At 45.8% G+C, this 21,724-nt stretch carries 10 protein-coding genes; 3 read left to right on the top strand and 7 right to left on the bottom strand.

Annotated elements, in window-relative coordinates; genetic code table 11:
* Nucleotides 1-22: 22 nt before the first annotated feature.
* The 6 genes from flgE to PSH41_RS10825 all read right to left on the bottom strand — a co-directional run bounded on the left by flgE (nucleotide 23) and on the right by PSH41_RS10825 (nucleotide 4,920).
* Nucleotides 23-1,393: a flagellar hook protein FlgE gene (flgE, locus tag PSH41_RS10850; protein WP_248531568.1), complete on the bottom strand. Its 1,371-nt coding sequence runs from the start codon at nucleotides 1,391-1,393 to the stop codon at nucleotides 23-25.
* 59 nt (nucleotides 1,394-1,452) lie between these two features.
* A complete protein-coding gene (locus PSH41_RS10845) occupies nucleotides 1,453-2,133 on the bottom strand; it encodes a flagellar hook assembly protein FlgD (protein ID WP_004588017.1) in 681 nt (226 codons plus the stop codon).
* 13 nt (nucleotides 2,134-2,146) lie between these two features.
* Nucleotides 2,147-2,578: a flagellar basal body rod protein FlgC gene (gene flgC / locus PSH41_RS10840; protein WP_004588016.1), complete on the bottom strand. Its 432-nt coding sequence runs from the start codon at nucleotides 2,576-2,578 to the stop codon at nucleotides 2,147-2,149.
* Nucleotides 2,579-2,583: 5 nt separating this feature from the next.
* Nucleotides 2,584-2,991: a flagellar basal body rod protein FlgB gene (flgB, locus tag PSH41_RS10835; protein WP_004588015.1), complete on the bottom strand. Its 408-nt coding sequence runs from the start codon at nucleotides 2,989-2,991 to the stop codon at nucleotides 2,584-2,586.
* 144 nt (nucleotides 2,992-3,135) lie between these two features.
* Complete coding sequence (locus PSH41_RS10830; protein ID WP_004588014.1) at nucleotides 3,136-3,966, bottom strand: CheR family methyltransferase; 831 nt, start codon at nucleotides 3,964-3,966, stop codon at nucleotides 3,136-3,138.
* A gap of 21 nt (nucleotides 3,967-3,987) precedes the next feature.
* Entirely contained in the window at nucleotides 3,988-4,920 is a 933-nt protein-coding gene (locus tag PSH41_RS10825; protein WP_004588013.1) for a chemotaxis protein CheV, read from the bottom strand.
* A 140-nt stretch (nucleotides 4,921-5,060) separates the two neighbouring features.
* Here PSH41_RS10825 and flgA point away from each other — a divergent pair, with 140 nt between their 5' ends.
* The 3 genes from flgA (at nucleotide 5,061) to flgN (ending at nucleotide 6,592) form a co-directional block, all read left to right on the top strand.
* Nucleotides 5,061-5,768 (top strand): flagellar basal body P-ring formation chaperone FlgA, encoded by a 708-nt coding sequence (gene flgA / locus PSH41_RS10820; RefSeq protein WP_273589024.1) that lies wholly within the window; start codon nucleotides 5,061-5,063, stop codon nucleotides 5,766-5,768.
* A gap of 76 nt (nucleotides 5,769-5,844) precedes the next feature.
* A complete protein-coding gene (flgM, locus tag PSH41_RS10815) occupies nucleotides 5,845-6,168 on the top strand; it encodes a flagellar biosynthesis anti-sigma factor FlgM (RefSeq protein WP_004588011.1) in 324 nt (107 codons plus the stop codon).
* Nucleotides 6,161-6,592 carry a flagellar protein FlgN gene (gene flgN, locus PSH41_RS10810; RefSeq protein ID WP_054982970.1) on the top strand — a complete coding sequence of 144 codons (432 nt, stop codon included), beginning with the start codon at nucleotides 6,161-6,163 and terminating at the stop codon, nucleotides 6,590-6,592. The genes flgM and flgN overlap by 8 nt, the downstream gene beginning before the upstream one ends.
* 157 nt (nucleotides 6,593-6,749) lie before the next feature.
* Here flgN and PSH41_RS10805 read toward each other — a convergent pair whose 3' ends face one another.
* A complete protein-coding gene (locus PSH41_RS10805; RefSeq protein WP_273589023.1) occupies nucleotides 6,750-21,713 on the bottom strand; it encodes an Ig-like domain-containing protein in 14,964 nt (4,987 codons plus the stop codon).
* Nucleotides 21,714-21,724 lie beyond the last annotated feature (11 nt).

Raw genomic sequence — 21,724 nt, 5'->3', positions numbered from 1 at the left:
CTTAACCAAAAATAAGGTTAACTTATCGAATCTGCAAAATACTTTGCTGAATTGTTGAGTTAACTTCAAGCGCTCTTGAGTTCGCTTGGTAGTTACGTTGAGCGGTAATCAAATCAACTAATTCGTTTGTTAAGTTGGTATTAGATTGCTCAAGCGCGGATGAATTAATACTACCAAAAGTACCCGAGCCTGCTTCACCGGCCACTGGCTCACCAGAGTCAATGCTTTGCTTCCAGCTGGTATCGCCTACTTGTGAAAGACCTTGAGAGTTTGGAAAGCGAACCATAGCAACTTGGCCTAAGTAGGTTGAATCGCCATTGCTGTATGAGGCAACAATTTTACCGTCTGTGCCAATATCAATACCCGCTAAACGACCCACTGTAGAACCATCTTGGTCAAGTGCTTTTACTTCAAAGCCACTTGAGTACTGAGTTGGAATACGGCCAGCTGTGTTGTTTTCATCACGCCAGTTTAGCTCAATACCTGTACTTGGGAATGTTGCGCCGTTATCAAGCATTGACGATAAACCAGTACCTGCACCTGCCGGTAAATTAATTTCATCAAATGTTGTGGCGTTAGTATTTGCTACACCATCTGTTGTGGCGGGTAAACCGCTAGAATCAAAACCAAGTGTGGTAATAGGTGTATATGGTGTAGTTGTTTGCTCTGCACCAGATGTACCATCTACTACCTTGCCATCAAGTGTGGCATAAACATCCCAGCTGTTATCAGCCCCCCCAGAAGCTGCATCTTCTTCTTTTACAAAAAAGTATTGCAGAATATGTGGTTCACCTAATGAGTCGTAAACAGTAGTAGACGTCGACGAATTATAGGTACCGTTCGATGTCGGATCAAAATCGAGGCCTGTTGCATCAGCTGTTGCATCTAAGTTGAACGATAAAAATACGTTTTCGGTTGCGCGAGGTGAACCTGATGAGTCAGGAATTTGAATCGGGTTTGTAGTACTTAAACTAACCGATGTGGTATCACCTGATGACTCGTCTACTGGAAAAGCTTGCAAATAATTACCTTTGGCATCAACCATAAAGTTATCTTGGTTTAGCTTAAATGCACCTGCACGAGTGTAAGTTAAATCTTGCGACGAAATGTCGTCGGTCATTGCAAAATACCCTTCGCCGGTAATCGCTAAGTCTAACGAGTTGTTAGTAAATTGCAGTGACCCTTGGTGGAATTGCTGTGCAACCATGGTTGTTTGCACACCATCACCGTTTTTAGTTTTACCTGCACTAAAAACAGATGCAGCGTATACATCGGCAAATTCAGCACGCGATTCTTTAAAACCGGTGGTGTTTACATTAGCAATATTGTTTGCTGTTACGTCTAAGTCTTTTTGAGCGGCAGCTAGGCCTGTAAGTGCGATATTAAAGCTCATAATTCACCTCTAACTTTGAATCTAATAGCCTGCTAGCAGGCGAAATACTTTTTAATTGGTTATGCGATCTCTGCGACATCAGTCAACCTAACCGCACCCTCTTTAGTGTTAATAATAATGCCACTAGAGCCATTGATATTAACGCTTTCAATGTTTTTGAATGTTGCCACCGGTAAGCTTGAAAACTCGCCGTTGGTACTGCCCTCTGCAGTAATAGTGTATTCACCCTCTGGTAGGCGCTCACCGGATTCATTATTACCATCCCAGCTAAAGCGCACTGCACCCGCTGCTTGCGAACCCATATCGATAGTTCTAACCAGTTGCCCAGAGGCATCTGTAACTTTAATTGTTAAATTATCAACAGCTTCTTCAGCAACCGCAGACCCTTTTGCCTCTCCGCTTTCGCCAAGCTCAAGCGTATTAGATTCTAAAAGCGCTTGCTTACCAACCAGCGTTGATGCTTGTAAGGCAGAGTTTGAGGTCATTGACGAGGCAAGTGACTCAAAATTTGTGTTTAAATCTGTGATGCCTTGCGCCATGGTAAAATTAGTCATTTGCGCAATCATCTGATCGTTATCAGCCGGATTACTCGGATCTTGATACGATAGCTGCTGAGTTAGCAACGAGAAAAAATCTTCCTGCGTTAATGCATCGCTCTCTTCAGTGGTTGTCGCTACTTGGGTCTCTTGCCAAGTTATAGAGTCCAAAAAAGATGAACTAGTACTAATATCGTTACTCATAACCTACCCTCGGTTATCGCTGCCCAAGTAACAGCGTTTTGCTTAACATTTGCTTAGCTGCATCGGCAACTTGCACGTTTGTTTGATAAGAGCGAGAAGCAGAGATCATATTTGCCATCTCCTCAACAACATTAACGTTGGGTTTATAGATATAGCCATTTTCATCCGCACTTGGGTGATTAGGGTTATATTCAATTTGTAGTGGTTTGTTACTCTCAACAATTCCCAGCACTTTAACACCAACAGCGGAGCCCTGAGGGTTGCTGGCTGAGGCAGACGCTTTCGTCAGCTCGGCAGCAAATACAGGTTGGCGTGCTCGGTAAGTTTTGTCTTGGGATGAACTAATAGTATTAGCATTCGAAATATTACTCGCGGTGGTATTTAAGCGAACATTTTGCGCACTCATACCACTGCCTGAAATATCAAAAACGTTATATAAACTCATAATTATTATCCTTGACTACCGAGCGCTTTATTCAGGCCCTTAAATTTACTACTTAAAAATTGCAGGCTTGCCTGATACTCCATCGCATTCTGTGTATACAAGTTTCGTTCCACCTGTATATCAACTGAGTTACCATCGCCTGTATCTCCTTGATTTGGATTGCGAAATAACTCAGAACCACCTACACTTCGAGTACCGCCAGCAATGTGTTTTTCATTGGTAGTAACCATGCTATTGCCGCTTTGCTGAGTTGACCTTGCCGCTTTTAATGCTGAGGCAAAGTCGATATCTTTTGCTTTATAGCCAGGCGTATCAGCATTCGCTATATTTGTGGCAAGTACTTCTGCCCGCTGTGAGCGGATCAACATTGCATGCGGGTGCACACCTAATGCTTTATCAAAACTGATAGCCATAACGTTCTCCAAAAAATTGACTTGCTTAAGTTAAAGCAATTTATAAGCCAGTAGTTTTTAGTTACGTTATTTTTTTATAGAGGGTTGTTATTAAATAAAAAAACGACGCTAAGAACGTCGTTTTTTAATAACAAAGTGATAGGATTATTTTTTTTGGTAGATGATTCCAGGGTTACAACGAACCATATCAAACTCATTACTTAAGCCCGTCATCGACTCCGACGCACCTAAAAATAAATACCCTTTTGGGTTTAGTGCTTGGGCAAACTGACCAATTATTTTTGCTTTAACCTCTGGTGAAAAATATATAAGGACATTGCGGCAAAAAATAATATCAAACTTCCCCATTAAGGCGTAAGAATCAAGCAAGTTTAAATGTCTAAAGCTCACCTGTTTTCTAACTGAGTCGACAACTTTTGCCATACCGTTGCCGCTATCCATAAAGTACTTTTTACGGCGCTCTGCTGATAGGCCTCGCGCTAATGCTAACGCATCATATTCAGCGTTTTTACACATATCGAGCATTGTGTTAGAAATATCAGTACCAATAATTTGAGCCCCCATACGCAACACGCCCGGTTGCTTGGCCTGAAACTCAGCAACAGACATGGCAATAGAGTATGGTTCTTGGCCTGAAGAGCTGGCCGCTGACCAAATTTTTAATGGTCGGCGGGCGTCTTTAAACTCTGGAAACAATTTATTTTTTAAAAGCTCAAATGGGTATTGATCCCTAAACCACAAGGTTTCGTTAGTGGTCATGGCATCAACTACAGCGGCTCTAAGTTGCCGCTCATGAGGGCCAAGCGTTTTACTCACTAATTGTGATAAAGATTCAACATTAAAACGAGCCATAAGCGGCGCAAGCCTACTTTTTACTAAATACTGCTTGTTTTCGCCTAGCACAATACCACATTGCTGCTCTAAAAATGAGCGAAACTGATCGTAGTCACTTTGCTGCAAATCTTTATTATTCAAATTAATAACACCTATTGTTGTTTAGTCGCAATGAACCCATTTTTTAACTGCTGTTGCCAATTCATCAGGGTTAAATTTTGCAATAAAATCATCCGCGCCTACTTTTTCGATCATCGCCTGATTAAACACCCCACTCAAAGAAGTGTGTAAAATAACATGTAGAGGCGCTAATTTTGGATCTGCTTTAATTTCTGCTGTTAATGTATAGCCGTCCATTTCAGGCATTTCAACATCAGAGATAAGTAAACCTACACGCTCAGTAATATCATTTTTACAATCAAGCTCGGCTATTTCTTTAAGCCTAACTAAAGCCTCTTTACCATTTTTTGCAAGCTCAGTTTGCACGCCAAGTGGCTCAAGTGCTCTTTTTACTTGGTTACGTGCAACAGCTGAATCGTCGGCAATAAATACAATGCGCTCGCCTAAATCTTTTTGTATTGCACTATCGGCAGCAAGGTCGGCACTAACTTCGGTATTTACTGGACAAATTTCGTTTAAGATTTTTTCTACATCGAGAATTTCGACCAATTCGTTTTCAATCTCGGTAACGGCAGTTAAATAAGAGTAACGCCCAGCTCCCGACGGAGGTGGCATTATTTTTTCCCAGTTCATATTAACAATTCGCTCAACGCCGCCGACTAAAAAGCCCTGCACAGAACGATTGTATTCTGCAATTATAATGAAGCTGTCTTTTACATTTTCAATAGGGCGGCCGCCTACGGCCATTGATAAGTCGATAACTGAAATAGTTTGACCACGAATGTGCGCAACACCCCGAATGTATGCATTTGATTTAGGCATACTCGTTAAAGGAGGACATTGCAGTACTTCTCTTACTTTAAATACATTGATCCCAAAACGCTGACGCCCTCTGAGCTTAAATAATAGTAATTCTAGGCGGTTCTGCCCAACCAACTGGGTGCGTTGGTTTACTGAGTCTAAAATGCCTGCCATTCAAATCTCCTAAAGAAAACAAATAATGCGGAACGATAATTGCTTTCTGTTTATAAAGCTACATAACATCGCGGGAGCGTCTATTTTTTGACGCAAAATATTTATACCCTGTTTGAAACCATAAGCATAGTCGAAACATTATGAGTTTGTTAAAAAAAGTCAGAAGATACAGTGTTTTTTATTTTCTTGCTAGCCTCTGCTTAGCAACACCTTTACATGCAAAAGTGTTTAGTAAAGGTTTATTACAAGAAATAGCAATTTCTCATATTGCAAAGCAAGTTACCGTGCCACTTGAAAAAAATGTGGAGATTACCGCGCTTGCCCTCGATAGCCGCATTCCTGATAGAGTATGCGAAAACGAGCCAGAATTAGTCGTGCCAAATGAGCCGCCATTTACACGCCAGGTGACTGTACAAATAAAATGTAACGATGCGCAAAGCTGGACTCAATATGTCCATGTAAGAATAGTTAAAATGGCGCCCGTTGTGGTTGCCACGGCAAATCTAGCCCGCGGTGAAGTTATTACTAAGTCTCATTTAAGCGTACAAATGAAGCCTTCGCAGTTTGTAAGGGTACAATATTTAGATGACCCTTTAATGCTTATTGGCAGCCGCAGTAAGCGAAATATAAGAAGCGGTATGCCGGTTTTGCTCAACCAAATTTGTATGGTTTGCAAAGGCGACGCTGTTAATATTTATGCGAGTATTAAAGGACTTAGAATAAAAACTACGGGGATAGCACTTGAAGATGGCACCCTTGGTGAGCAAGTACAGATCAAGAATAAAAAATCCGGTAAAATTTTGAATGCACGTGTAGATGGTGTAGAGTCTGTGCAAGTAAATATTTAATTTCGATTTATACTAAAGTATCCTATGTATATGCCGATAACTTGGCATAAGTTGGGTAATATACAGGTTTATTATTATGGTTAATCAAGTTAATGGCAGTAATCAACAAGCTAATGCGCTTACAAACGCTAAACAGCAACAAGTTGATATTAAAAAAGATAACGCTGCAAGTACACAAACAACACAGACTCCTTCGCCTAAAGCGGCGAGCGATTCAGTGAGCCTGACGCCACAAGCACAGCAGTTAAAAACACTGCAAGATAAAGCACAGCAATCATCTGGCTTTGATAGTGAAAAGGTTGCTGAGCTTAAAAAAGCGATTACCGAAGGTAAATACCAAATTGATGCTGAAAAGCTGACTAAAAACTTAGCTGATTTTGAGTTTAACGTATATGGCTGATCACAATAGTTTAATTAGCGTTAAATTAAATGAACAAGTTAAATGCTTGGATTCATTATATGCGTTATTAAACGAAGAGCTTAGTATTATTGCCTCTCGCAGAGGTGAAGGTTTAAAAGAACTTGCCCAACAAAAAATGTCTTTTTTAACTAAGCTTACGCAGCTCGATAAAGAGTTGAATAAACTTTTTGCTGCAAATGATGAAAATGCCCCTGAAGTGACTGAACGAGTAGCGCAAGTTAAAGCGCAGTTAGCGCAGTGCCAAAAACAAAATAAAGTAAACTCACATGCTGCCCGCCAAGCACACTTAAGTGTAAAACAATTAAAAGATATTTTAATTGGCGCCCCAACCAGTATGACTTACGACCAAGGCGGTAGTGTAGTTAATACCGACAGCAAGCTGGTTCGTAACCTAAAAGCTTAACTGCTTTTACCTATCCTAATTTATCAAAAAAGCCCTTATTGAAGTCTCAATAAGGGCTTTTTTAGGTTTACTACTTAGCACAAAATAATAACCACACTTTTGATTAAGTGAGTTTTAGTAACCCACTTCAGTTATTTAACTGAAGTGGGTTACTGATTTAAATATCTGTTTGATTATTACCATTTTCAATTAAATGTTTAATCATTTCCTCTGATTGATTTTGAACATCAACTGCTGGCGCAGCCCCATCAACACTTCCGCCACTTTGTGCTGGGCTATAAGCAATTGCAGAGCCTTCTTCATCAAGTAAGTTATTTAATGCAAGCAATTGCTCTGTTTCAGAGTCAATAATTACATCGTTTATATTAAGTGGCTCTGTTTCGCTCACTTGTACAACTTGCTCAGATGAACTTGCCATAGCCCCTGCGTTTGCTAAGTTGATGGTTTCGGTGCTCAATAGACCTTCATTTTGCGTATCACCCAATGCCGACTCTTCGCTAAATGACGAAGGCATAGTATCGCCAGCACCTGAGCCAGATTGTGGCGTGTATATATTGCCAGACTGTTCTATCTCATTAGCAGTATTTTTGATTAAGTAGTTTCCTACCTCATCAACAGTAACAAAATAAAACTGCTCTCCTCCACCAATGTTTAGATTAGCTAAGTTTAAGAACCCTCCCCAATCCCCATTATTATCTGAAGTAAAGCTACTTGATAGTTCTAATACATCTAAATCTAGACCGAGCAAGTCAACACCTAATAATGAAGAGCCAATAATATATACTTCGGTATCTGGCTCTGTTGTTCCTTGAACTGATGGAAGTACAACACCTAAAACCCCTGAACTAAAATTAGTAACCTCGAAACCTATTGGTGTTGTATCTATAACCAACCCAGATACGCTACCGCTTGATGTTGTATTGCCTGATGTATCCGTTGCTACCGCTGTTACAGAGTATGCACCATCAACTAAATCTGTATCTGGCGAAGCGCTCCATGCCCCGGATGCATCAGCGGTTACTTGTTTAGTGACCTCAGTGGGGCCGCTAAAGGTGACTAATATAGTTTCTCCAGCACCAGCAGTTCCTGTAACAAGTGGACTTTGATCCGCTGTTAGAGCGAGTCCTGAGTCAATTGTAATACCTGAATCGACTGCGCTATTGGTTGACTGTGTACCTGTATTACCTGCGCTATCAGCAATGCTTACATCTACGCTGTAGTTACCCTCTGGAAGTACTTCTTCAGAGGTCACGCTCCAAGTTCCATCAGGTCCAACAGTTGTTTCAACATTGTGAGTAGCACCCGCTGAATCAGTAAACATAACGACTACTAACGCGCCAGCAAAGCTTCCCGTTACTGAGCCTGTAACAGTAGGCGTAGTATCTTGCCCTACCGATATTGGATCTATGACGATAGTTGGCGCAGTGTAGTCTGTGCTTGACACCATAGTATCGCTAGAGGAGTTACCCGCAGTATCACTTATTGATGCTGTTGCACTAAAGCTACCTTCACTTAATGGAGTAGTCGCTGTTACTGACCATGTGCCATTGCCTGCAACTTGGGCAGTAAGTGTTTGTGAACCGTTATTAGCATCAGTAATAACCACGCTCAGTGTTGTACCTGCTGGTGCATCACTTATACCTGTAATGGTTGGTAGCGGATTATTAGTAACGGATAACTGGTCAACCTCAATTGTTGGCGGTGTTAAATCAACAATACCACCTAGGCTTGTAGAACTAGTAAGCCCTAAGTTTTCGACTGTCGCATCAACCGTAAACGCGCCTTCAGCTAATGGTGTGGTGGGTATTAATGTCCATACACCAGAAATAGCTTGAGTATTGTAGGTTGTTGCATTACCACTGCTATCTGTAATAACAACTTCTACATTACCGTTTATTACATCGGTAGTACCACTAATCGTAGGAGTTGTATCGCTTGTATCTATTATTGGGTTAATTAATAGGCCCGGTAAAGTGGTACTAACGGTGCCCGTTTGTGCCACTGTTGCTATATTTCCTGCATCATCAATACTAATAGCCTCTACGGTTAAGTCGCCCTCAGCAAGTGCAGGCGCAACAACAAGCCACGTGCCATCGCCTAATACTGTTGTAGTAACTTCATAAAGTGTGTTTGTAGAGTCGGTAATATTAACCGTAATTAAGCTACCAGCCTCTTCGTCACTGGTGCCAGTAATAGTTGGCGTTAGCGTGTTAAGTACACCAAAGGCGTCTATTTCTAACGATGGCGGTATGGTATCAATCGTCACTTGCTCAGTAGTAGATTGGCCTACATTACCCGCAGCATCAGTAATACTTGCAAATACACTATATATACCATCAGGTAGGCTCGTGGTTAATAACGACCACGTGCCATCACTCCCAACAAGGGCATCAAATACTGTTGCGTTGCCGTTACTATCTACCACAGTTACATCAATGTCCGTACCCGGAGCTTCCTCTGAAGTACCCGAAATAGTTAGTATGTCAGTATTGCTGATGCTCAACGGTAAAATATCTACTACAGGTACTAACGTATCAACAACAAACTCAAGCGTTTGCGTTACTACATTGCCAGCATCATCAGTGATACTCACGTTGGCAACATGCTGCCCTTCAGTCAGCGCATCCACTTCTAGTGAAAATAGACCTGCTGCATTCACTGTTGTGGTTAGTACTGAGCCGCCGTCTAACTGAATTTCTACCACACCATTAATTAAATCACTGGTTCCTTGAATGATTGGAGTAGAATCTGACGTTGTACCAATTACTTGTAAATCAAGTGTTGGCGAGATGGTATCTACTACACTACTAATTAGCTGTGTCGCTGTGATCCCAACTTCACTTAATACATTTACAGTTACAGTAAACACGCCCTCAGCAAGTGATTGAGGAACTTGTACAGCCCATGAGTTATCTTCCTGTACGATCGCAACGAGTTCTTGTACTACGTTATCACTATCAATGACTTCAACAAGTACTTCGGTGCCTGGGGCTTGGTCGGTCGTACCGCTAATGATTGGTAAATCCCCTTGCCCTGTGACAAAGTCAACCACTGCATTAAGTAATGGCGTTGACGCATCAACATCAGCCGTAGTTATAGTAGTTGTGTTACCTGCATCATCAGTTGCAGAGGCTTCTACAACTGATAAGCCAATAACATTAACCGCTAGGCCTAGTAATTCCCAATCACCATTGGCATCGGTGGTTACATCGTACGTTAAGTCAAGTAAATCACCTGCAAGCTCTAGAGTTACCGTAACGGTTTTGCCTTCACCTAAATCAGATGTACCAGATAAAGAAACGAGCTGCCCTAGCAAGAACGAAGGCACAATAGTAAGCTCTGGCCCTACTGTATCTACTTCGCCACCCGTTTTACTATCTACCGAAGTATTTCCTGCACTATCAGTAATCGTAGCCGTAACACTGTAGACACCGTCAGCTAAAATATTATCGGCAGCGGCTTGCCAGTCTCCATTTGCATCCGTTTGTACGGTAATTTGGTGCGATGCACCAACTGAATCCGTAAACGTAACGATAACGTTTGTATTTGGCTCGTTTGATGTGCCACTAATTAATGGCGTGCTGTCTTGGGTAAGTATTAATGAACTTTGATCAATACTAATTTCTGGCGCAATTGTATCTATATTAGCGTTAGTGGTATTGCTACCTGTATTTCCGGCATTATCAGTAATAAATACCTCAACTGAATATGCTCCCTGTGAAAGAGTATTACTTGCCTCTACTGACCAAGTCCCACCGGCTTGCACCGTTGTATTGACAGTATGCGCATTACCTTGGAAGTCGGTAAATACTACAGCAACCACATCTCCTAAGGCTGCACCTGTTACGCTGCCAGACACGCTAGGTGTTAAATCAGTACTGCCTACAATATCGTTAATGCTAACCACTGGCGCGGTTATATCAACTACACCGGTAGTGCTAGTATTTACAAGGTTGCCCGCGGTATCACTTGTTGATGCAGTAACAGTATACGTGCCTTCGCTAAGCGATAAAGGAGCTGCAACTGACCATGTGCCATTTGCACCAACTGTGGCATTAACTGTTTGCTCTGCGCCTAGGCTATCTGTGATCAAAATAGCGACTATGGCGCCTTGTGGGGCTGTACTTGTACCTGAAATTGTAGGCGTTGTATCATTGCTCGTTAGTAGCGGCGTGATATTCAATACTGGGGCTGTTAAATCTATCAGCCCTGTATCTGTTGCACTGCTGGTTAAGCCGCCTTCAGTCACACTGGCTGAAACAGTAAACGTGCCCTCAGGAAGGATATTTGTCGCATCTACACTCCATGTATTATCAGTTACAGTGGTTGTAACCGTGTGCGAAACATTATTAACATCGGTAATAGTAACCGTAACTAGCGTACCATTTGCAGCACTACTCGATCCAGAAAGCGTAGGTGTTTGATCGTTTGTATCAACAACGGTGTTTATATTAATGGTAGGTGCATTAGTATTAAGCGTGGCAGTAGCATTTGCTTCACTACTGTTACCTGCAGTATCAGTAATAATTGCTGAAACTGTCACTTGTCCATCAGTTAATGGCGTGGTTACATCAACACTCCACACTCCGCCTGCCCCCACAGTCGTTGTGTAGGTATCAGTGCTATCACCATCAGTAATTGTGACATTAATTGTAGTACCTTCAACCTCATTAGATGTACCTGAAATAGTAGGCGTGCTGCTATTAATTGTACCTAATGCGTCAATGGTAATGGTTGGTGCTTGAGTATCAACAAGCCCTGTTCCAGTCGCTGAACCTGTATTATTAGCATCGTCGGTAATACTAACAACAACACTATAATTTCCTTCAGGTAAATTAGGCGCTGTTGTTTGCCAATTACCATTTGCATCAACCGTAGCAGCTAACGTATGTATATCACCATTACTATCTGTAATAACAATATCTACATTTGTGCCAGTAGGTTCACCAGATGTACCACTAATAACTGGCGTATCTGTGTTAAATACGGTTATGTCGTCCAATGCGACTATTGGTACCTGAGTATCAATTGTTAAGTCGATTGTTGTGTTAGTGATATTATTGGCGTCGTCAGCAACATTAATTTGCGCCGTATAGTTACCATCGGTAAGTGCAGTTGGTACCTCTACCTGCCAATTTCCATCAGCATCGACTACCGCAAAAAAGGTTTGGCCATCAATGCTAATTATTACATCAGCACCTATGGCATCACTGGTGCCTGATAGGGTTGGCGTTGTATCTGCTGTAGTATCGATAGGATTAACGCTAAGAGTAGGTGCTATGCTGTCTATTTCACCTTGTGCTTGCTCAGTGGTTAAATTACCAACATCGTCTCTTACCTCTGCGGTAACAGTGTACTGTCCTTGTGCTAACTCGGTTGGCACTTCAACAGACCAACTTCCATTAGCTTGAACTATGGCCGTAAACTGCTGGCTTTGACCTGCACTATCTACAACGGTTAGTTCTATCTCGGTTCCTTGAACCATATCAGTAACACCAGAGATCACAGGCGTTGCATCATTCGATAATGCATCTACAGTAACGGTAAGCGCAGGTGCTTCATTATCAAAATTAAGTGAGTTGACGCTCGCAACATTGCCGGCAGCATCACTTGCAGTTGCAGTAACATATGCAAGACTAAGCAAAGGTACTGTTATGTTGGCAAGTCCCCATGTGCCATCAGCATTCGTGGTAGCAGTGTAGGTAGCGCCTACAGCACCGCCAACAAGATACTCAGTAATGGTGATCACTGACCCTTCTGGTAAATCAGAATCCCCTGAAAGAGAAACTAAGTTGCCAAGTAAGAACGAAGGAATGATCTCTAAAGTCGGTGGAGTCACATCCACTTCGCCGCTGTCTTTACCTGTGCCCGTGTTACCCGCTGCATCCGTGATGCTCGCGCTGACGCTGTAGTTACCTTCAGCTAAATCAGTCGCTGGGGTGGCACTCCAATTACCATTCACATCGGTTTGTACATCAATAGTTTGTACGGCATTGGCTGCATCGGTAAAGGTCACCGTAACGGTGCTGTTTGGTGCATCACTGGTGCCCGTAACCGTTGGTGTGCTGTCGTTGGTGAGCGCTGGTGCATCCACACTCACACTTGGCGCGGTGGTATCGATGTTACCGCTGCCGGTGATATCAGTGCTGTTACCTGCATCATCGCTAATGCTGGCCTCAATGCTGTAAGGCCCTTCTGCAAGTGCCGTCGGTACTTCCACTGAGAAATTGCCGCTCGCATCCACGGTAGTGGTAAAGGTTTGCTGGGCTCCTAAGTCATCGATAACCGTAAAGGTGATGACGGTGCCTTCAACCGCATCACTGGTGCCGCTTAGGGTCGGTGTAACATCATTACTTGAACCTGGGCTAGTTAAATCAAGTGTTGGCGCAATGGTATCAACCTCCCCTGCGCCTGTGGCGGTCGCTGTGTTACCCGCTGTATCGCTTACGCTTGCACTTACGGTAAAGTTGCCCTCAGCAAGGGCTGTTGTAACCGGAACTGACCATATACCAGTTGCGCCCACTGTGGCGGTAATGGTTTGCTGTGTACCGGCATTGTCTGTCACAATAATTGTGACTTCACTGCCTTGTGGCGCATCACTTGTGCCGGAGATCGTCGGTGTTGTGTCGTTGCTAACGCCGTTATCTGTAATAACAAGGCTCGGTGGGGTTAAATCAATCTCACCGGTTTCAGTCGCGCTGCCGATATTACCCAGACCATCGTCTACTTCTGCGGTCACTGTGTATTCACCTTCAGCTAGTTCACTCGGTGCAGCAACGCTCCACACGCCACCGGTTACGGTGGTATCAACAGTCGTAATATTACCCGCGCTATCTTCAAACGTTAAGCTAATGGTAGTGCCATCGGCTGCATCACTTGTCCCATTAATGGTTGGTGTGGTGTCGTTGGTATCAACCAAGGTATTAATGCTAATACTTGGCGCGGTGGTGTTCAGCGTGGCTGTTTCACTAACCGTGGTGGTGTTACCGGCGTTGTCGCTCACACTGGCTTCAATGGTTAGCTCACCATCAACCAGTGCATTTGGTACATCCGCTGACCAGCTGCCATTCGCTTGCACTGTGGCTGTAAAGGTTTCGGTGGTAATGCCATCGCTAACGCTAATGCTAATCACCGTGCCCGCTGGTGCATTCGTGGTCCCACTAATGGTTGGCGTGCTGTCGTTGGTGGCACCCACAGTGTCGAGTGTCAGTGTCGGGGCAAGACTATCAAGGGTGCCCGATTGCGTAGCGCCGCCTGTATTGCCCGCCGCATCCGTAATGCTGGCTTGTACACTGTAGCTGCCATCAGGTAATTCTGGGCTGATTGCTTGCCAGTTGCCGTTGACATCCACGGTGGCGGTGAGCGGTGTTTCATCGCCATTACTGTCGGTAATGACAATATTTACAACAGTGCCTTCTGGCTCAGTTGAAGTACCACTAATAAGTGGAGTACTGTCGTTACCAAGCCCCAGTGCATCCACGGTTACAACCGGGGTTATGGTATCTACATTGCCACTGCTGTTGGCGGTACTTTCATTGCCTGCGGTATCAGTAATACTGGCCGTTACAGTAAAGTCACCTTGTGCCAGGGCACTTGGCACTTCAATATCCCAATGCCCATCCGTACCAACGGTGGTGGTAATGGTTTGCACAGCACCATCACTGTCGGTCACGGTGAGTGTTACCGTGCCGCCAATTTCATTACTGGTGCCTTGTAATGTCGGTGTTAAATCATTTACATCACCCACGGTTTGCATGGTTAATGTAGGTGCTTGCGTATCGATGGTGGTGGTTTCACTCACGGTGGTTTCGTTGCCTACGCTGTCGCGTACGCTCACTTCAATTGTGCTTTCACCTTCACTGAGCGGAGTCGCTGGTGTGGCGCTCCACTCGCCGTTAGCATCAACAAGGGCGGTAATAGTTTGTGGGCTACCGTCACTGTCGGTCACCACAATCGTCACTTGTGCGCCTTCGCCTGCGTCACTTGTACCGCTGATTATAGGCGTGTTGCTATTGCTTTGTGCATCCACCTCAACCGTGAGTGTAGGTGGTGTGTTATCAAAGTCATCTGAGCTGATTGTGCGTGTGTTCCCTGCTGCATCTGTGGCTGTGGCAATCACAGAGCCTACATCCAGTAGTGATACATCAAGCCCCACCAAAGACCAATTACCGTTGGCATCGGTTGTGGTGGTGTAAGTTACACCCACTCCTCCACCAATAAGTTGCTCGGTGATGGTGATTTCACTGCCTGCTGGCAGGTCAGACGTACCACTGAGGGTAACCAATAAACCAAGCTCGAAGGTCGGCGTAAAGGCAAGGATTGGTGGCGTTACATCCACTTCGCCGCTGTCTGTCCCTGTGCCCGTGTTACCCGCTGCATCCGTGATACTCGCACTCACGCTGTAGTTACCTTCGGCTAAATCAGTCGCTGGGGTGGCACTCCAATTACCATTTGCATCGGTTTGTACATCAATAGTTTGTACGGCATTGGCTGCATCGGTAAAGGTCACCGTAACGGTGCTGTTTGGTGCATCACTGGTGCCCGTAACTATTGGCGAGCTGTCGTTGGTGAGCGCTGGTGCATCCACACTCACACTTGGCGCGGTGGTATCGATGTTACCGCTGCCGGTGATATCAGTGCTGTTACCTGCATCATCGCTAATGCTGGCCTCAATGCTGTAAGGCCCTTCTGCAAGTGCCGTCGGTACTTCTACTGAGAAATTGCCGCTCGCATCCACTGTGGTGGTAAAGGTTTGCTGGGCCCCTAAATCATCGATAACCGTAAAGGTGATCACGGTGCCTTCAACGGCATCACTGGTGCCGCTTAGGGTCGGTGTAACATCATTACTTGAACCTGGGCTAGTTAAATCAAGTGTTGGCGCAATGGTATCAACCTCCCCTGCGCCTGTGGCGGTCGCTGTGTTACCCGCTGCATCGCTTACGCTTGCACTTACGGTATAGCTACCTTCAGCAACTACTTGTGAGGCAGCCACACTCCACGTGCCATTAGCTCCTAAGGTCGTTGTAACCGTATGGGTCACATTATTACTATCGGTGATTTCAACCGTTACGGTGCTGCCTTGCGGCGCATTCGCGGTGCCGGTGATCGTTGGGGTTGTATCATTGGTAACAACTAGCTCATTCACTTCAATCGCTGGCATAGTGGTGTCAATAATACCGGTTTCTGTGGCGCTGCCGATATTACCCAGACCATCGTCTACCTCGGCGGTCACTGTGTATTCGCCTTCAGCTAATTCAGTTGGTGCGTCAACGCTCCATACGCCACCGGTTACTGTGGTATCAACAGTCGTAATATTACCCGCGCTATCTTCAAACGTTAAGCTAATGGTAGTGCCATCGGCTGCATCACTTGTCCCATTAATGGTTGGTGTGGTGTCGTTGGTATCAACCAAGGTATTAATGCTAATACTTGGCGCGGTGGTGTTCAGCGTGGCTGTTTCACTAACCGTGGTGGTGTTACCGGCGTTGTCGCTCACACTGGCTTCAATGGTTAGCTCACCATCAACCAGTGCATTTGGTACATCCGCTGACCAGCTGCCATTCGCTTGCACTGTGGCGGTGAAAGTTTCGGTGGTAATGCCATCGCTAACGCTAATGCTAATTACCGTGCCGGCTGGTGCATTCGTGGTACCACTAATGGTTGGCGTGCTGTCGTTGGTGGCACCCACAGTATCGAGTGTCAGAGTCGGTGCAAGGCTATCTATGCTGCCCGATTGCGTAGCGCCTCCTGTATTGCCCGCCGCATCCGTAATGCTGGCTTGTACACTGTAGCTGCCATCAGGTAATTCTGGGCTGATTGCTTGCCAATTGCCGTTGACATCCACGGTGGCGGTGAGCGGTGTTTCATCGCCATTACTGTCGGTGATTACAATGTTTACAACTGTGCCCTCTGGCTCAGTTGAAGTACCACTAATAAGTGGAGTACTGTCGTTACCAAGTCCCAGTGCATCCACAGTTACAACTGGGGTTATGGTATCTACATTGCCACTGCTGTTGGCGGTGCTCTCATTGCCGGCGGCATCAGTAATACTGGCCGTTACAGTAAAGTCACCTTGTGCCAGGGCACTGGGCACTTCAATATCCCAATGCCCATCCGTACCAACGGTGGTGGTAATGGTTTGCACAGCGCCGTCACTGTCGGTCACGCTGAGTGTTACCGTGCCGCCAATTTCGTTACTGGTGCCTTGTAATGTCGGTGTTAAGTCGTTTATGTCGCCTACATTTTGTATCGTAAGCGTTGGCGCTTGCGTGTCGATAGTCGTGGTTTCACTCACGGTGGTTTCGTTGCCTACGCTGTCGCGTACGCTCACTTCAATCGTGCTTTCACCTTCACTGAGTGGTGTCGCTGGTGTGGCGCTCCACTCGCCGTTGGCATCAACAAGGGCGGTAATGGTTTGTGGGTTACCGTCACTGTCGGTCACCACAATCGTCACTTGTGCGCCTTCGCCTGCGTCACTTGTGCCGCTGATTATAGGCGTGTTGCTATTGCTTTGTGCATCCACCTCAACAGTAAGCGTAGGCGGTGTGTTATCAAAGTCATCTGAGCTGATTGTGCGTGTGTTCCCTGCTGCATCTGTGGCTGTGGCAATCACAGAGCCTACATCCAGTAGTGATACATCAAGCCCCACCAAAGACCAATTACCGTTGGCATCGGTTGTGGTGGTGTAAGTTACACCCACACCCCCGCCAATAAGTTGCTCGGTGATGGTGATTTCACTGCCTGCTGGCAGGTCAGACGTACCACTGAGAGTAACCAACAAACCAAGCTCGAAGGTCGGCGTAAAGGCAAGGATTGGTGGCGTTACATCCACTTCGCCGCTGTCTATCCCTGTGCCCGTGTTACCCGCTGCATCCGTGATACTCGCACTCACGCTGTAGTTACCTTCAGCTAAATCAGTCGCTGGGGTGGCACTCCAATTACCATTCGCATCGGTTTGTACATCAATAGTTTGTACGGCATTGGCTGCATCGGTAAAGGTTATCGTAACGGTGCTGTTTGGTGCATCACTGGTGCCCGTAACCGTTGGGGTGCTGTCGTTGGTGAGCGCTGGTGCATCCACACTCACACTTGGCGCGGTAGTATCGATGTTACCGCTGCCGGTGATATCAGTGCTGTTACCTGCATCATCGCTAATGCTGGCCTCAATGCTGTACGGCCCTTCTGCAAGTGCCGTCGGTACTTCCACTGAGAAATTGCCGCTCGCATCCACGGTGGTGGTAAAGGTTTGCTCTGCCCCTAAATCATCGATAACCGTAAAGGTGATCACGGTGCCTTCAACCGCATCACTGGTGCCGCTTAGGGTCGGTGTAACATCGTTACTTGAACCTGGGCTAGTTAAATCAAGCGTTGGCGCAATGGTATCAACCTCCCCTGCACCTGTGGCGGTCGCTGAGTTACCCCCTGTATCGGTTACGCTTGCACTTACGGTAAAGTTGCCCTCAGCAAGGGCTGTTGTAACCGGCACTGACCATGTACCAGTTGCGCCTACTGTGGCGGTAATGGTTTGCTGTGCGCCGGCATTGTCTGTCACAATAATTGTGACTTCACTGCCTTGTGGCGCATCACTTGTGCCGGAGATCGTTGGTGTTGTGTCGTTGCTAACGCCGTTATCTGTAATAACAAGGCTCGGTGGGGTTAAATCAATCTCACCGGTTTCAGTCGCGCTGCCGATATTACCCAGACCATCGTCTACTTCTGCGGTCACTGTGTATTCACCTTCAGCTAATTCACTCGGTGCAGCAACGCTCCATACGCCACCGGTTACGGTGGTATCAACAGTCGTAATATTACCCGCGCTATCTTCAAACGTTAAGCTAATGGTGGTGCCATCGGCTGCATCACTTGTCCCATTAATTGTTGGCGTGGTGTCGTTCGTATCAACCAAGGTATTAATGCTAATGCTTGGCGCGGTGGTGTTCAGCGTGGCTGTTTCACTAACCGTGGTGGTGTTACCGGCGTTGTCGCTTACGCTGGCTTCAATGGTGAGCTCACCATCAACCAGTGCATTTGGTACATCGGCTGACCAGCTGCCACCCGCTTGGACTGTGGCTGTAAAGGTTTCGGTGGTAATGCCATCGCTAACGCTAATGCTAATCACCGTGCCCGCTGGTGCATTCGTGGTCCCACTAATGGTTGGCGTACTGTCGTTGGTAGCGCCTACAGTATCGAGTGTCAGAGTCGGGGCAAGGCTATCAAGGGTGCCCGATTGCGTAGCGCCGCCTGTATTGCCCGCCGCATCCGTAATGCTGGCTTGTACACTGTAGCTACCATCAGGTAATTCTGGGCTGATTGCTTGCCAGTTGCCGTTGACATCCACCGTGGCGGTGAGTGGTGTTTCATCCCCATTACTGTCGGTGATTACAATGTTTACAACTGTGCCTTCTGGCTCAGTTGAAGTACCACTAATAAGTGGAGTACTGTCGTTGCCAAGTCCCAGTGCATCCACGGTTACAACCGGGGTAATGGTATCTACATTGCCACTGCTGTTGGCGGTGCTCTCATTGCCTGCGGCATCAGTAATACTGGCCGTTACAGTAAAGTCACCTTGTGCCAGCGCACTTGACACTTCAATATCCCAATGCCCATCCGTACCAACGGTGGTGGTAATGGTTTGCACAGCGCCGTCGCTGTCGGTCACGGTGAGTGTGACCGTGCCGCCAATTTCGTTACTCGTGCCTTGTAATGTCGGTGTTAAGTCATTTACATCACCCACGGTTTGCATGGTTAATGTGGGTGCTTGCGTATCTAAAGTAATTGTATCGGTTACTGTTGTTGTGTTTCCTGCTTCATCAGACACGCTCACTTCGATGGTGTTATCACCTTCATTCAAGTCTGTTTGAGGGGTTACTTGCCAACTTCCATTGGCATCTACTGTGGTTGTTAGTGTTTGTTCAACACCGTTTTCATCAGTGATCACTACAGTAATCGTTGTACCTACATCGGCATCACTCGTGCCTGAAATAGTCGGTGTTGTATCATTGGTTACAGCATCAAAATCAACAGTTAAACTTGGCCCCGCAGTATCAATATTACCGGTTGCTGTATCTAAAGCACTATTGCCTGCAGCATCAGAAACCTCTGCCTGTACAGTATAATCCCCTGAAGCCAACTCTTGAGAAAGCTCTATACTCCAATTCCCTTGTGCATCCGTTGTCGTATTAAACGAGCGAACAACTCCTTGTGAATCTGTAACAGTCAAGCTTATTACAGTGCCAGATACAACGCCTGTAGTATTACCAGCAATAATTGGTGTTGTATCATTACTAGTTTCTAGATCGTTAATTTGTATGGTTGGCGGCGTAATATCAATTACAGCATCAAGTTCTGCTATGGCTGAACCACCGCCTAAATCAGTTACTGTTGCACTGATTGATACACTTCCCTCAGGTAAATCGGCAGGCGGAGTAACACTCCACTGTCCGTTTGCATCAACAACCGTAGTTAAGGTAATAGTCGCACCTGTAGAGTCTGTGATCTGAACTTCAACAGACGAACCTACTTCTGCATTAAATGTATCACCGCTTATTTGTGGGGTTTGGTCGTTGGTTTCACCAATGACATCTATAGTGATAGTTAACGCACTTGTATCAATAGTACCAGAGGCGCTTGCAGTACCTTCATTGCCAGCGTTATCGCTAACAATAGCATCAACAGTATAGCTACCTTCAGCTAAAGCTACGGGTACTTCAACTGTCCAACTTCCATCTGCAATGACTTGTGCGGTGATTGTTTGCACTGCACCATTTGCGTCCGTTACAGTTAGAGTAACAGTTGAGCCTGTAGGTTCCCCGCTTACCGTACCTGATAGAGTTGGTGTAGTATCACTTGTATCACCTAGCGCATTTATGGTCACAACCGGCGCTGTTGTATCAACCTCACCTGTGGTAGTGGCCGTGGTTTCATTACCTGCGTTATCGGTTACCGATACCTCAACGGTAAATTCACCTTCACTTAGCTCATTCGGTACATCCACACTAAAGGTGCCGTCGGCTTGCACTTCGGTAGTAATGATTTGTGGGTTACCCGCTTCATCAGTCACGGTGATCGTAACAACTGTGCCCTCTGGCTCACCCGTTGCAGACCCTGAAATAGTCGGTGTGGTGTCGTTTGTATCACCCACGGGATCAATTACTACTGTGGGCGCTGCGGTATCAACCTCACCTGTGGTAGTGGCTGTAGTTTCATTACCTGCGTTATCGGTTACCGATACCTCAACGGTAAATTCACCTTCACTCAGCTCATTTGGTACATCTACACTAAAGGTGCCATCGGCTTGTACTTCGGTAGTAATTGTTTGTGGGTTACCCGCTTCATCCGTCACGGTAATCGTAACAACTGTGCCCTCTGGCTCACCCGGTGCAGAGCCTGAAATAGTGGGTGTGGTGTCGTTTGTATCACCCACCGGATCAATTAACACTGTGGGCGCTGCGGTATCAACTTCGCCTGTGGTAGTGGCCGTGGTTTCATTACCTGCGTTATCGGTTACCGATACCTCAACGGTAAATTCACCTTCACTTAGCTCATTCGGTACATCTACACTAAAGGTGCCATCGGCTTGCACTTCGGTAGTAATGGTTTGTGGGTTACCCGCTTCATCCGTCACGGTGATCGTAACAACTGTGCCCTCAGGCTCACCCGTGGCTGACCCTGAAATAGTGGGTGTGGTGTCGTTTGTATCACCCACCGGATCTATTATTACTGTAGGCGCTGCGGTATCTACTTCACCTGTGGTCGTTGCTGTAGTTTCATTACCTGCGTTATCGGTTACCGATACCTCAACGGTAAATTCACCTTCACTTAGCTCATTGGGTACATCCACACTAAAGGTACCATCGGCTTGCACTTCGGTAGTAATGGTTTGCAGGTTACCCGCTTCATCCGTCACGGTGATCGTAACAACTGTGCCCTCAGGCTCACCCGTTGCAGACCCTGAAATAGTGGGTGTGGTGTCGTTTGTATCACCCACCGGATCTATTATTACTGTGGGCGCTGCGGTATCTACTTCACCTGTGGTCGTTGCTGTAGTTTCATTACCTGCGTTATCGGTTACCGATACCTCAACGGTAAATTCACCTTCACTTAGCTCATTGGGTACATCCACACTAAAGGTAC

The organism is Pseudoalteromonas sp. CST2 (assembly GCF_028599385.1).
Taxonomy (GTDB): Bacteria; Pseudomonadota; Gammaproteobacteria; order Enterobacterales; family Alteromonadaceae; genus Pseudoalteromonas; species Pseudoalteromonas atlantica.
The sequence above is the reverse complement of the archived record's forward strand: the minus strand, read 5'-3'. Positions and strand labels throughout refer to the sequence as shown.